This window comes from Pseudalkalibacillus sp. Hm43 (genome assembly GCF_051842935.1).
Classification (GTDB): domain Bacteria; phylum Bacillota; class Bacilli; order Bacillales; family Fictibacillaceae; genus Pseudalkalibacillus.
Genome location: NZ_JBPXRR010000001.1, coordinates 1,139,814 through 1,152,634 on the forward strand (window position 1 = coordinate 1,139,814; position 12,821 = coordinate 1,152,634).

Annotated in this window: 13 protein-coding genes; 11 read left to right on the forward strand and 2 right to left on the reverse strand. The window is 42.6% G+C overall.

Going from position 1 to position 12,821, the window contains the following annotated elements:
* Nucleotides 1-70: 70 nt before the first annotated feature.
* The 6 genes from spoVK (at nt 71) to ACSVDE_RS06035 (ending at nt 7,114) form a co-directional block, all read left to right on the forward strand.
* Nucleotides 71-1,009: a stage V sporulation protein K gene (gene spoVK / locus ACSVDE_RS06010; RefSeq protein WP_439300030.1), complete on the forward strand. Its 939-nt coding sequence runs from the start codon at nt 71-73 to the stop codon at nt 1,007-1,009.
* A gap of 61 nt (nt 1,010-1,070) precedes the next feature.
* Nucleotides 1,071-2,339 (forward strand): GTPase HflX, encoded by a 1,269-nt coding sequence (hflX, locus tag ACSVDE_RS06015; protein WP_439300031.1) that lies wholly within the window; start codon nt 1,071-1,073, stop codon nt 2,337-2,339.
* A gap of 2 nt (nt 2,340-2,341) precedes the next feature.
* Entirely contained in the window at nt 2,342-3,619 is a 1,278-nt protein-coding gene (locus ACSVDE_RS06020) for an aminotransferase class I/II-fold pyridoxal phosphate-dependent enzyme (protein ID WP_439300032.1), read from the forward strand.
* Between the two features lie 140 nt (nt 3,620-3,759).
* On the forward strand, nt 3,760-4,149 hold the full coding sequence (locus tag ACSVDE_RS06025) for a MerR family transcriptional regulator (protein WP_439300033.1): 390 nt from the start codon (nt 3,760-3,762) through the stop codon (nt 4,147-4,149).
* A gap of 64 nt (nt 4,150-4,213) precedes the next feature.
* Nucleotides 4,214-5,551: a type I glutamate--ammonia ligase gene (gene glnA, locus ACSVDE_RS06030; RefSeq protein WP_439300034.1), complete on the forward strand. Its 1,338-nt coding sequence runs from the start codon at nt 4,214-4,216 to the stop codon at nt 5,549-5,551.
* A 213-nt stretch (nt 5,552-5,764) separates the two neighbouring features.
* Nucleotides 5,765-7,114 carry a murein hydrolase activator EnvC family protein gene (locus tag ACSVDE_RS06035; RefSeq protein WP_439300035.1) on the forward strand — a complete coding sequence of 450 codons (1,350 nt, stop codon included), beginning with the start codon at nt 5,765-5,767 and terminating at the stop codon, nt 7,112-7,114.
* A 45-nt stretch (nt 7,115-7,159) separates the two neighbouring features.
* On the opposite strand, the gene ACSVDE_RS06040 is transcribed toward ACSVDE_RS06035, so the two are convergent.
* Together ACSVDE_RS06040 and lexA are read right to left on the reverse strand one after the other, a co-directional pair.
* The gene (locus tag ACSVDE_RS06040; RefSeq protein WP_439300036.1) at nt 7,160-7,930 is read right to left on the reverse strand and encodes an arylamine N-acetyltransferase family protein; all 771 of its coding nucleotides are present in this window, start codon (nt 7,928-7,930) and stop codon (nt 7,160-7,162) included.
* Between the two features lie 189 nt (nt 7,931-8,119).
* Nucleotides 8,120-8,737, reverse strand: coding sequence for a transcriptional repressor LexA (gene lexA, locus ACSVDE_RS06045; RefSeq protein ID WP_226550280.1), 618 nt, complete (start codon nt 8,735-8,737; stop codon nt 8,120-8,122).
* Nucleotides 8,738-8,896: 159 nt separating this feature from the next.
* On the opposite strand from lexA, the gene yneA reads away from it, so the two are divergent.
* From yneA to tkt, 5 genes are all read left to right on the forward strand, one after another.
* A complete protein-coding gene (yneA, locus tag ACSVDE_RS06050; RefSeq protein WP_439300037.1) occupies nt 8,897-9,199 on the forward strand; it encodes a cell division suppressor protein YneA in 303 nt (100 codons plus the stop codon).
* A gap of 24 nt (nt 9,200-9,223) precedes the next feature.
* A complete protein-coding gene (locus ACSVDE_RS06055; RefSeq protein WP_439300038.1) occupies nt 9,224-9,865 on the forward strand; it encodes a YneB family resolvase-like protein in 642 nt (213 codons plus the stop codon).
* A gap of 60 nt (nt 9,866-9,925) precedes the next feature.
* Complete coding sequence (locus ACSVDE_RS06060) at nt 9,926-10,153, forward strand: DUF896 domain-containing protein (RefSeq protein WP_439300039.1); 228 nt, start codon at nt 9,926-9,928, stop codon at nt 10,151-10,153.
* A gap of 109 nt (nt 10,154-10,262) precedes the next feature.
* Complete coding sequence (locus tag ACSVDE_RS06065) at nt 10,263-10,541, forward strand: hypothetical protein (RefSeq protein ID WP_439300040.1); 279 nt, start codon at nt 10,263-10,265, stop codon at nt 10,539-10,541.
* Nucleotides 10,542-10,782: 241 nt separating this feature from the next.
* Nucleotides 10,783-12,780 (forward strand): transketolase, encoded by a 1,998-nt coding sequence (tkt, locus tag ACSVDE_RS06070; RefSeq protein ID WP_439300041.1) that lies wholly within the window; start codon nt 10,783-10,785, stop codon nt 12,778-12,780.
* Nucleotides 12,781-12,821 lie beyond the last annotated feature (41 nt).

The following is a 12,821-nucleotide window of genomic DNA, read 5'->3' on the forward strand; positions in this document are numbered from 1 at the left end:
ATAGGCATTTGTCACACATTCTGCTACTGGGCGTATAATACACAAGAATCTGAAAGTGAGGTGAAGGTTCATGCAACAGGCGATCAGTCGAAACACGAAAAGCCAGATCAACGTCGTGCTTAGTTCGGGCTCTCCTTCATCTATGACAAAAGACGACTGGCTAACTGATGCAAAAGGACGCGAAAAGCACGCACCACTCAAAAGTATCCAGAAAGAACTTGAAGCTCTTGTCGGAATGGATGAATTGAAGGAATTGATCAATGAAATCTATGCGTGGCTCTATATAAATAAATGTCGAGAAACTGCCAACCTGAAGACAGGGAAGCAAGTGCTTCATATGATGTTCAAAGGTAATCCGGGTACTGGAAAAACCACTGTCGCGCGGATGATCGGTAAGCTGTTTCATGATATGAACGTACTCTCCAAAGGGCACTTGATTGAAGCGGAACGAGCGGATCTGGTTGGTGAATATATCGGACATACCGCACAAAAGACGAGGGAGCTGGTCAAGAAAGCCCTTGGTGGGATTTTATTCGTTGATGAAGCTTATTCTCTGGCACGCGGTGGTGAAAAAGATTTCGGTAAGGAAGCTATAGATACGCTTGTAAAAGCGATGGAAGACCAACAGAATGATTTTATCCTGATTCTAGCTGGCTATTCGAATGAAATGGATCACTTCCTCACTTTGAACCCTGGTTTGCCTTCAAGGTTCCCTGTTGTCGTCAGCTTTCCAGATTATACAGTCGATCAATTGATGGAAATTGCAAAACGGATGATTAAGGATCGTGAATATAAACTGTCATTGGATGCAGAAAGAAAGCTTCGCTCCCATTTGCAATCCGTTCGGTCAAGAGAAGGAAGCACGTTCTCCAATGGTCGATATATCCGCAATCTGTTAGAGAAATCGATGCGGAAACAGTCCATGAGGCTATTGAAAGAAGGTAGGGTGGATCGGGATTATTTAATCTTGTTGACAGAGAGAGACCTCCATCTAGCAGAAACCCCCTGAATTTGATAAGATGAATGCAATAGAATGAGCATTCTGTACTGAAAAAAGGCAGGGGAATAGATTGGCAGGATTACCGATTGAAAAAGAAAAAACATTATTAGTAGGGTGTCAGTTGCAGGACAGAAGCGACACCCTTTTTGAATCTTCTATGTCCGAGCTCGCCGCATTGGTAAAAACAGCTCAGGGAGATCCGGTTATGGAAGTGAGCCAAAAGCGGGAACGGTTCCATCCAGCAACCTTGATCGGAAAAGGGAAAGTAGAAGAAATAAAATCTCTTATAGAAGAAATTGAAGTCGATCTTGTCGTTTTCAACCATGAAATGTCACCGAGTCAACTGCGCAATTTGGGTGAAGCGTGGGACGTCAAAGTCATCGACCGTACACAATTGATCCTCGATATCTTCGCTCAGCGAGCCAAGTCCAAGGAAGGGAAACTACAGGTGGAATTGGCGCAGCTTGAGTATTTGTTACCCCGGTTATCTGGACAAGGTACCCAACTTTCAAGACTTGGTGGTGGTATCGGGACAAGAGGACCAGGTGAAACGAAGCTAGAGACAGACAGGAGACATATCCGCAACCGAATTACAGATATCAAGAACCAATTGAAGACTGTCGCCTCTCATCGACAAAGATACCGTGAACGGAGAAAGACGAACCAAGCTTATCAAATTGCATTGGTAGGTTATACAAATGCGGGGAAATCAACCTGGTTCAATGTATTGACGGATGCTGATGCGTATCAGGAAGACCAATTGTTCGCTACACTTGATCCGATGACAAGGAAGCTGAAGCTACCGAGTGGGATGTTGACGTTGCTCACAGATACAGTAGGTTTCATACAGGATTTGCCGACTGGACTCGTCGCAGCTTTCCGGTCGACACTTGAAGAGGTGACAGAGGCGGACTTGATCATACATATGGTCGATATTGCTGATCCAAATCGGGACGAGCATCAGGAAACGGTCGTTGGTTTATTGAAAGAACTTGGAGCGGATCAAATCCCAGTCCTCACGGTTTACAACAAAAGTGATCTAGAGCATGAAGCATTGACAGAATATCAATCGTTGAATGTATCTGCTTTCCGAGAAGAAGACGCGAAAAAGCTCTTGAATTCGATGGAAGAGACGATCAAATCCTCCATGGTACATTATCAGGTTTCGGTTCCTTCTCATGATGGAAAGTTGTTGAGTGAATTGCAGCGTTTGACGATCCTGAACAGAAGAGAGTGGGACGAAGAAGCACATGTCTACGTATGTGAAGGTTTTGTCCATCCGACTCTTCCGATCTATGACCGGATTCAAACATTGAACGAACAGGGAGACTCTAATTAAGAATGAACGTATATGATGAGAACAGCAACGAAGAAAGACTATCCACATTAACGGAAAAAATTGAAGAAAAAATCAAATCGATTCATGAAGAGATCGAGCGTATCGAGCTTTTCAACCAACAGAAAGTGTTAGATGCTTTTCGGAATCATCAGGTGAGTGATTTTCATTTTACTCCATCTACAGGATATGGGTATGACGATACTGGACGTGATGTACTGGAGAAAGTGTATGCAGATGTATTCGGAGCTGAAGCGGCAATCGTTAGACCACATATCATTTCTGGCACCCACGCTATATCGATTGCGCTATCAGGTGTCCTAAGACCTAAAGATGAGCTTTTATACATCACTGGGAAACCATATGATACGTTGGAAGAGATTGTCGGAATCCGTGGGGACGGTAAAGGTTCTTTAAAAGAATTCGATATTTCTTACCAATCCGTTGACTTGACGGAAGCGGGTAGAATGGATTTTGATGCAATCCGTCATTCGATCCATTCCCAAACGAAAATGATTGGGATCCAAAGATCAAAAGGCTATGCCGATCGACCTTCTTTCACCATAGAACAAATCCAAAAAGCGATCTCGTTTGTGAAAAAGATAAAACCAGATGTCATCGTTTTTGTGGATAATTGTTATGGAGAGTTTGTAGAAGATCGAGAACCGACAGAAGTAGGAGCAGACCTGATGGCTGGATCGCTCATTAAGAACCCAGGTGGCGGGTTGGCGAAAATCGGTGGGTATCTTGCAGGTAGGGAAGATCTGATTGAGTTATGTGCATACCGTCTGACCTCACCTGGTTTAGGGAGAGAAGCGGGTGCCTCTCTTGATACATTACTCGACATGTATCAAGGATTCTTCCTAGCACCACATGTGGTCAGCCAGTCGTTGAAAGGCGCCGTCTTTACAGCAGCCTTTCTCGGTGAACTGGGCTTTGATACGACACCAGCTTGGAACGCACCGAGAACAGATCTCGTTCAGTCCGTAAAATTTCATGAAGCTTCATTAATGGTGAAGTTTTGCCAGGAAATCCAAAAAGCATCGCCAGTGAATGCTCATGTCGTACCTCACCCAAGTTATATGCCTGGATACGAGGATGATGTGATTATGGCTGCTGGCACTTTCATACAAGGGTCAAGTATCGAGTTGTCGGCAGACGGTCCGATCCGACCGCCATATGAAGCATACGTTCAAGGTGGATTGACCTATTCGCATGTGAAAATCGCCGTCACATCTGCTGTAAAGGAAATGACAAAAAGTGGTTTAAAGATTCTGATATAGGGAATGTTTTAAAGGGAGTGTGGAAAAAACACTCCCTTTTCTATGCTCAAAAAAATATGTGAGGTTTTCTTACATATGTTTGACACAAAACATAACAATAGCATATACTTATAGTAATTCAGCAGGAGGGAGGGACCGATATGGGAGATCACGTAAGACGTAACATGCCTCTATTTCCCATAAGTATCGTAAAGCAGTTGACAGAACTGTCCGCAAGACAAATCCGTTACTATGAAGAAAACGGCCTGATTACACCGGCACGATCCGAAGGTAACCGGAGAATGTTTTCATTCAATGATGTCGATCGGCTGCTTGAGATCAAGTCTCTTCTGGAGCGTGGTATCAACCTGGCTGGAATCCGAGAAGTATTTGAAATGAAGGAACGAGGAATTCAGGCTCCTGAGCCCCACTATAAGAAAGAACCGACTGAAGGAGAAATCCATAAGTACTTGAAGAAAGAATTATATCAAGCGGGGCGTTTCGGAAAGACTTCACTGATCCAGGGAGAACTATCACGTTTCTTTAATTGAGGCAATGCGATTTACTTGTATATGCAATGAAAAATTCATTTAAAAAATTAGGAGGAAACAAAACATGGGTTCGAAGTATTCAAAAGACCAGATCTTCAAAATGGTGAAAGAAGAAAATGTACGATTCGTCCGTTTGCAATTCACTGACTTGCTAGGTACGATCAAGAACGTCGAAATTCCTACAAGTCAATTAGAGAAGGCGCTTGACAACAAAATGATGTTTGATGGATCTTCCATTGAAGGATTCGTCCGAATCGAAGAATCAGATATGTATTTGTATCCAGACCTTGATACTTTCGTCGTATTCCCTTGGACTTCTGAAAAAGGGAAAGTCGCACGTTTGATCTGTGACATCTATAATCCGGATGGTACACCATTTGAAGGTGACCCTCGTGCAAACTTGAAACGAATCTTGCAAGAGATGGAAGACCTTGGGTTTACAGACTTCAACATTGGACCTGAACCGGAATTCTTCTTATTTAAAAACGATGAAAAAGGTGAGCCTACTCTTGAGTTGAATGACAAGGGTGGATACTTCGACCTTGCTCCTACCGATTTAGGTGAAAACTGCCGACGTGATATTGTCCTTGAGCTTGAGGACATGGGCTTTGAAATCGAAGCTTCCCATCACGAAGTTGCACCTGGTCAGCACGAAATCGACTTTAAATATGCAGATGCTGTCACGACGTGTGATAACATCCAAACATTCAAATTAGTCGTCAAAACAATCGCACGAAAGCATGGTCTTCATGCGACGTTCATGCCGAAACCACTTTTCGGAGTGAATGGTTCTGGAATGCATGCGAACATGTCCTTATTCAAAGGGAAAGACAATGCTTTCTTTGATGAAAATACAGAAACGCAATTGAGTGAAACGGCCATGCAATTCTTGTCTGGAATTGCGAAACATGCTGAAGCATTTACAGCGATCACCAACCCGACAGTGAACTCTTATAAGAGACTCGTTCCGGGCTATGAAGCACCTTGTTATGTAGCTTGGTCTATGCGTAACCGTAGTCCACTCATCCGTATCCCGGCTTCAAGAGGGATCAGTACTCGTATCGAGGTACGTAGTGTCGATCCTGCTGCAAATCCATACTTGGCGATGGCAGCGATGTTGGCAGCAGGCCTGGACGGCATCAAGAACAAAATGGAAGCACCGAAACCAATCGACCGCAACATCTATGCAATGGATAAAGCGGAACGTGAGGAAGCAGGAATCCGTGACCTTCCAGCAACATTGAAGGACGCACTAGAACTCTTCAAACGAGACGAAGTCATCACTTCTGCTCTAGGTGCACACGCTACAGAACACTTCATCGAGTTGAAAGAGATCGAATGGGATATGTTCCGTACGCAAGTCCACCCTTGGGAACGTGAACAGTATATCCAACTATATTAATCAACTAGTACCCTGGACCTATTTTTGGTCCAGGGTTTTTCTGTTTTCCCCTTATTTAACAATGGTTCATGGCCTGCAATGGATAAGCTAACCAATTCTTTGTACTATTTGACTATATTTTTATGTGGGATTTTTTAGTATTGTATAGAGGGACAAAAAAGTTCAAAATCTGACATGATTTCTATGATCATTTAAATAAATGGGGGAGAAAGATTGAAAGGAAAAGCAACCATTGCGGTATTGACCTCAGCGAGCTTGGTATTAGGTGGATTCGGCTTTATAGGCGACGATGTTGTACGAGCCGAGTCGTTGAAGGATAAGATTCATGATGTAAAAGAAAAGCGTGAAGAGAATAAATCAGAACAAGATCAAACCAAAAAAGAGATTGAAAAGATCAAACACAATCAAGACCTTCTTGATGCAGAAATCAAAAAGCTTGATCAACAAATGGGCGAGACGGAAACCAAAATTGATCAAAAAGAGAAAGACATAGCAAAAACGAGAGAAGAAATCGAAAAACTGAAAGCTGAAATTGCCGTTCTGAAAAAACGGATTGAAGAACGGGATAAAATGCTCAAGGAACGAGTAACAGCGATGTATGAAAATGGAGGTACTGTCCAGTACATAGAGGTTATACTTGGGTCCAAAAGTTTTGGAGACTTCCTTGATCGTATATTCGCATTGAATGAAATTGCGGAGCAAGATAAAGAGATTTTAGAGGCACATAAGAATGATAAACAGAAACTAGAAGAAACGAAGCAGAAAGTAGAAAAAGAACTTGCGCAGTTGAATCAACAAATGAAAGAATTAGAAAGTTTAAAGGCAAGCTTGAAGCAAAAAGTCGATCGTAAGAATGCACTCTTGAGCGACTTGAAAGAAGAAGAAAAGCACATGCATGAAGAGCTTGGTAAGTTGGAAGATGAACAGGATCTTCTAAGGAAGCAGCAAGCTGCGTTCGAAGCTGAAAAACGCCGACAGGAAGAAGAGGCGCGACGGGCTGCAGCAGCTCGGGCAGCTGCAGAAGCTGCGGCAAGAAAAGCAGCAGCTGAAAGAGCGGCAAAAGAGAAAGCGGCTGCAAAGAAATCGTCTTCAAGCCAATCGAGCAGTAATTCTTCTTCAAACAGCAATTCAACCAGCAGCAAACCGGCTGTTAAGAAACCATCTGTTTCAAGCAGCTTGTTCATGAAACCATCGGCTGGATATTTCACATCCGGTTACGGTCCTCGTTGGGGAAGCATGCATCCTGGAGTCGATATTGCGCGTGGTGGGACAGTTCCAGTTGTCGCATCTGCGTCAGGGACAGTCATCAAATCCTACTACTCTAGCAGTTACGGAAATGTCATCTTTATTGCCCACTATCTCAATGGACAAACATACACAACCGTTTACGCTCATTTAAGAAGTCGTAATGTTGGAAACGGTGCATCTGTCCAAAAAGGACAGCAAATTGGAATTATGGGGAATACAGGAAGATCGACTGGACAGCACTTACACTTTGAAATTCATAAAGGTCAATGGAATATGAGCAAATCCAATGCTATCAATCCACGACAATTTTTCTAAGTCTGATAAGAGAGAAGGGATCACCATTTCAGGTGATCCCTTTTATTATTCCATCATTTCGGTATCCAATTTGAAGTGTTTTTTTGATAACTCTTGGAATTGATTGGGTTTGACTTCAACCTTTTCGTGCTGACCATGATCCCATCGGGTCAGGGTGGTATCGGTTAATGTAATTCTCCCATTCTCAGTCAATCGGGTTAACAGAGGGTTTTTGTTGAATGGCGATTTTTCATGTTCAATGATTGTTTTTTGTATATCGTTGAACGCTGTGACATCTTCGATCTGTTCCGTCGAATCAAAAGTGTAACCTGCTCTCCAGTCTTTATCTTTATGCTTCAATTTTAGTTCGAGCGTATAATCTCCCAGATCGTTTTCTGATTTTTTCACAAAGAATTCCCCGTTGGAAGACGTCACTTTCTCACCACTCAAAGGGACCGGCTTCAATGGCAGATTACCACCAAAACCAGTGTCGACAAGATATTTTTTGCTGTTATGAATCAGTAGAATGGCGACATGGGTTCTTCCGAGCGGTTCACCGTTCAGAACGACTCCACGCACCATATACGCCTCAAAACCATTTTCAATCAAGAATAGATAAAGTAAAGGATTCAGTTCATAACAAAGTCCACCTTCTTCATTTATTAGAAGCTTGTCAATCAGGTAATCTTCTGTCAGAGGTTGCGTCTTATTTTGCATGATGCGTATGTTTTCAAAAGGAATGGTCCTTGATAAGTTTTGGAGTACCTGCTCCAGGTTATGGAAATCAACCGTTTCCTGGCTCGAAATTCCAATCCTCTTCCGGAACAATTCATTCATGTACAACACCTCCATTGAAATAACATTGAATAGGCTGCTTTTCATATCTTTATTTTCACACATTTGTAAATGAAGTGGAACGGTCATAGGAATGAAAAGTTTTAGAGCTTAAGTTGTAGAGTGTATACGCACAACATATGCAATAAAAAAAGGAGTGCGGATCATCCGCACTCCTCCTTACCACGGAATCTAGTGTATGGTTCGATAGACTCCAATGACTTTTCCTAGTATAGATACATTTTTTAGAATAATCGGTTCCAGAGAAGCGTTTTCCGGTTGAAGTCGGACATAATCTCTTTCCTTGAAGAATCGTTTGACTGTCGCTTCATCTTCCTCTGTCATAGCTACGACGATATCCCCATTGATGGCAGTGGACTGTTGTTTCACGATGACCATGTCTCCATCATAGATTCCAGCTTCTATCATACTATCACCTTGGACAACTAATGCGAATACATTGTCATCTCCTACCATATGATCTGGTAGAGGGAAATACTCTTCTATGTTTTCGATAGCCGTGATAGGTTGACCAGCAGTTACCTTACCAATGACAGGAACATTGATCGATTCGCTCTTCGGTATGGTCGTATCCATATCCTCTGTAATGACTTCGATCGCTCTAGGTTTGGTAGGGTCTCTACGAATCAACCCTTTTTTCTCAAGACGTGATAGATGTCCATGAACGGTCGAACTGGATGCGAGTCCAACTGCCTCCCCGATCTCACGGACAGAAGGAGGATATCCTTTATGTTTCACTTCAAACTTTATGTAATTCAATATGTCTTGTTGCCGGCGTGATAGTTTCATTCTGTCCACCTCAATTCTCCTCGTTTGTTGCATTAAGTATATCATGTGTTCGGCGAACATACAAACATAAGTTCGAGAAAAACGGTTGACAAGAACAGGCGTTCTTATTACAATGAATTTATCAAATGAGAACAGATATTCGTATCGGAGGGATTTGTAATGAAAAGACAGAACGGTTGGTCTTTCGTAATTGTATTGATTGTGATTGTCTCAATAATGGGAAGTTATTCACTCGTAAAAGCGAACTCTGAAGCGGAAGCAGAATACGTGAAGATCAAGATTGAACAAGGGGATACGCTTTGGGGTTTATCCTCCAAATATAAAAAAGATCATACTTTTACAGCTGAAGCATTCGTGAATTGGGTAGAGAAAAATAATGGTGTACAAGCAGAAAGCCTCCAACCGGGACAAACGGTCACGATCCCTGTTAAATTGGATATGAACCAGATTGCATCCAAATAACCGAACAGAAGTGAAGGGAATTACATGAAAGCAGTCATATACTGTAGAGTCAGCACAGAAAAAGAAACACAAGCATCTTCTCTCGAGCGTCAAGAAATGGAGCTTAGACAACTCGCAGCCGAGTTTCATTTTGAAATTATAGAGGTCATCCAAGAAATGAAAAGCGGTTTTGAGATTGAAAGAGACGGCATGCTTCAAGTAATGGATCTAGCAAAAGAAGGCTATGCGGATGTTTTACTAGTACAAGACGAAACGAGGATCGGCAGGGGAAGTGCCAAAATCGCCATTCTTCACACACTGGGAAAATATGGTGTAAAATGCTATACGATCAGTGAGCAAGGGGAAATCCAACTTACAGAAGCGGATTCAATGGTGCTTGAAATCGTGAGCCTAGTAGAAGACTATCAACGGAAGTTACATAATGCAAAGATCAAACGAGGAATGAGAAGAGCAGTCAACAAAGGCTATCGACCTGAACGGAACCTGTCCAATTTGACAAAAGGTGGACGAGAACGCAAGGAAGTCCCCATCGAAGAAATTGTAAGGCTTAGGCAGCTTGAGTTGACATTTAAGGAAATCGCGACGACTCTTAACGGATTAGGGTTTGATATTTCTAAAGCAACAGTCCACCGGCGGTATCAAGAATATGTGGATGCACAAAATTAGAAATATGAATCGAAATACGTTACACTTATAAAATGAATCTGGTTAAAGGAGTTTAGCGATATGCTTTCACAACAAAAAATAGATCGGATCAATGAACTTGCAAGAAAATCGAAAGCTGAAGGACTTAGTCCAAAAGAGAAGGACGAACAACAAAAACTGAGAGCAGAATATCTCAAGGCTTTCCGCGGAGGTTTCAAAAACCAACTGAAGTCGATTAAAGTCGTCGACCCGGAAGGAAATGATGTAACTCCCGATAAATTGAAAAACGAAAAAAAGCGTAAACATTGATAACAAGCCTGATTTGAATATTTTTTCAAATCAGGCTTGTCTTTGTATTGCATCAGAATGAAACTCTGGTATACTGTTGTATAACAACGGGTGAGGGGTGGATAATCTGATGTTCTCTATAACAAGTCCGGCTGTAAAGTTATATAAGGAAGAACTAGGCTTGAAGAATGGGGATGGCATACAATTGTTTTGCCGATATGCTGGGAGTGAAGCAGGTCTATGCATTGGAGTAGAACGAGGTTTGCCTGGGGAAGACGACTATGTTCAAGAAATTGACGGTATCCAATTTTTTGTCCGGCCACATGAAGTCTGGTTCGTTGAAAAAATGACAATGGATTACGATGATTATGACGATCGATTTACGATTGAACTTCCAAGTATCGCTTAAAGGTTGAATGCCTGTACCACAACAGATGGTGCAGGCATTTTTGTGTACCTTCAATTCCTCTTGAATGATAAAGAGGGAGATGTGCAAAACAACACTGGAATCCCTTTATTAAAAGCCAAGAAAACATGCACGAATTACAATTTTTCGACTATTATAGATCTGCCTTGTGAATTTTAACAAGAGGGTATATCATGAGAAAGGAATGATAGAATAAGGGTGTAACAAGAAAGGATGAATCGTCGTGTCAACATCTATTGAGCAATTATCAATAAACACAATCCGTACATTATCAATTGATAGTGTCGAAAAAGCGAACTCTGGACATCCGGGAATGCCGATGGGTGCGGCTCCAATGGCTTATCAATTATGGAGTAAGCATATGAATCATAACCCATCCAATCCAGATTGGTTCAACCGTGATCGTTTCGTATTATCGGCTGGCCACGGTTCTATGCTTTTATATAGCCTGCTACATCTTTTCGGGTACGATGTATCTATGGAAGATCTGAAGAACTTCCGTCAATGGGAAAGTAAAACACCAGGTCATCCAGAGTATGGAGATACGCCCGGTGTTGAAGCAACGACTGGTCCATTAGGACAAGGTGTTGCAATGTCTGTAGGTATGGCGATGGCTGAAAGACACCTTGCTGCTACATACAATCGTGAAAACTACAATGTTGTCGATCATTACACATACAGCATTTGTGGTGATGGAGATTTGATGGAAGGTGTTTCTTCTGAAGCTGCTTCACTTGCAGGTCATCTACGGCTCGGTCGTCTGATTGTCATGTATGATTCCAACGATATCTCTTTGGATGGGGACCTTCACATGTCCTTCTCTGAAGACGTTCAAAAACGTTTCGAAGCATATGGTTGGCAAGTACTGTTTGTGGAAGATGGAACAGACTTGGATACGTTGGACAAAGCGATTGCTGAAGCGAAAGCAAACACTGATCAACCGACATTGATCGAAGTGAAGACCGTCATCGGTCACGGTTCACCTAACAAGTCTGGAAAATCAGCCTCACACGGTGCTCCACTTGGTACAGATGAAGTGAAGATGACAAAAGAATCCTACAAGTGGACATTTGAAGAAGACTTCCATGTTCCAGCAGAAGTCCAAGAGCACTTCCGACAATTGAAAGAAGATGGTGCTAAAAAGGAACAAGAATGGAATGACCTATACAAGTCCTATGAAGAAGCGTATCCAGAACTTGCAAGCCAATTGACGGATGCGATCAATGGTAAACTTCCTGAAGGCTGGGAAAATGAGCTTCCTCAATACAAAGCAGGTGAGGATAAGCTTGCAACACGTGCATCTTCTGGAGAAACATTGAATGCAATCGCAAACAGTGTACCTCATTTCTTTGGAGGTTCTGCTGATTTAGCTGGTTCGAACAAAACGATGATGAAAGATAAAGGAACGTTTTCTCGTAATGACTACAGCGGACGCAATATCTGGTTCGGTGTACGTGAATTCGCTATGGCTGCAGCGTTGAATGGAATGCAGTTACATGGCGGTTTGAAAGTTTACGGAGGAACATTCTTCGTCTTCTCAGATTACCTTCGTCCTGCAATGCGTCTTTCTGCACTAATGGGTCTACCAGTCACATATGTACTGACACATGACTCCATCGCAGTTGGTGAAGATGGACCGACACACGAACCGGTCGAACAACTTTCTTCACTTCGGGCCATGCCGAATCTCGGTATCATCCGTCCAGCTGATGGAAATGAAACGGTTGCAGCTTGGAAACTTGCTCTAGAAAGTGAGTCGAAGCCGACTGCACTTGTTCTTACTCGTCAAGGTCTTCCAACATTGGAAGGCACGAACGAAGAAGGTGTCCGTAAAGGTGCTTATGTCGTATCTCCAGCACACGAGGGACCTGCAGATGTGATGCTCCTTGCATCCGGTTCCGAAGTTTCCCTTGCAGTGGGAGCGAAAGAGGAGCTCGAAAAAGAAGGGATCAAGGCTTCGGTTGTCAGCATGCCTTCTTGGGACCGTTTTGAAGAACAACCACAGGATTACAAAGAGAGTGTCATCCCTAAAGCTGTGAAGAAACGTCTTGCAATTGAAATGGGTGCAACGCATGGTTGGCATAAATATACTGGAGATGAAGGACAAGTCCTCGGTATTGATCGTTTCGGAGCATCAGCTCCTGGTGATCGAGTCATGAAGGAATACGGATTCACAGTAGAAAATGTCGTAGCGAAAGTAAAAGCGATGTTAAATAATTAATGATTTTTGGATTGACCCGGTAAGGGTCAATCCTTTTTACT

What these genes read in the sequence shown, in the direction of transcription:
- ACSVDE_RS06065 (WP_439300040.1), top strand. Translation starts at nt 10,263, where the DNA reads ATGTTCTCTATAACAAGTCCGGCTGTAAAGTTATATAAGGAAGAACTA.
- ACSVDE_RS06060 (WP_439300039.1), top strand. Translation starts at nt 9,926, where the DNA reads ATGCTTTCACAACAAAAAATAGATCGGATCAATGAACTTGCAAGAAAA.
- ACSVDE_RS06020 (WP_439300032.1), top strand. Translation starts at nt 2,342, where the DNA reads ATGAACGTATATGATGAGAACAGCAACGAAGAAAGACTATCCACATTA.
- spoVK (WP_439300030.1), top strand. Translation starts at nt 71, where the DNA reads ATGCAACAGGCGATCAGTCGAAACACGAAAAGCCAGATCAACGTCGTG.
- ACSVDE_RS06025 (WP_439300033.1), top strand. Translation starts at nt 3,760, where the DNA reads ATGGGAGATCACGTAAGACGTAACATGCCTCTATTTCCCATAAGTATC.
- ACSVDE_RS06055 (WP_439300038.1), top strand. Translation starts at nt 9,224, where the DNA reads ATGAAAGCAGTCATATACTGTAGAGTCAGCACAGAAAAAGAAACACAA.
- yneA (WP_439300037.1), top strand. Translation starts at nt 8,897, where the DNA reads ATGAAAAGACAGAACGGTTGGTCTTTCGTAATTGTATTGATTGTGATT.
- lexA (WP_226550280.1), bottom strand. Translation starts at nt 8,737, where the DNA reads ATGAAACTATCACGCCGGCAACAAGACATATTGAATTACATAAAGTTT.
- ACSVDE_RS06040 (WP_439300036.1), bottom strand. Translation starts at nt 7,930, where the DNA reads ATGAATGAATTGTTCCGGAAGAGGATTGGAATTTCGAGCCAGGAAACG.
- glnA (WP_439300034.1), top strand. Translation starts at nt 4,214, where the DNA reads ATGGGTTCGAAGTATTCAAAAGACCAGATCTTCAAAATGGTGAAAGAA.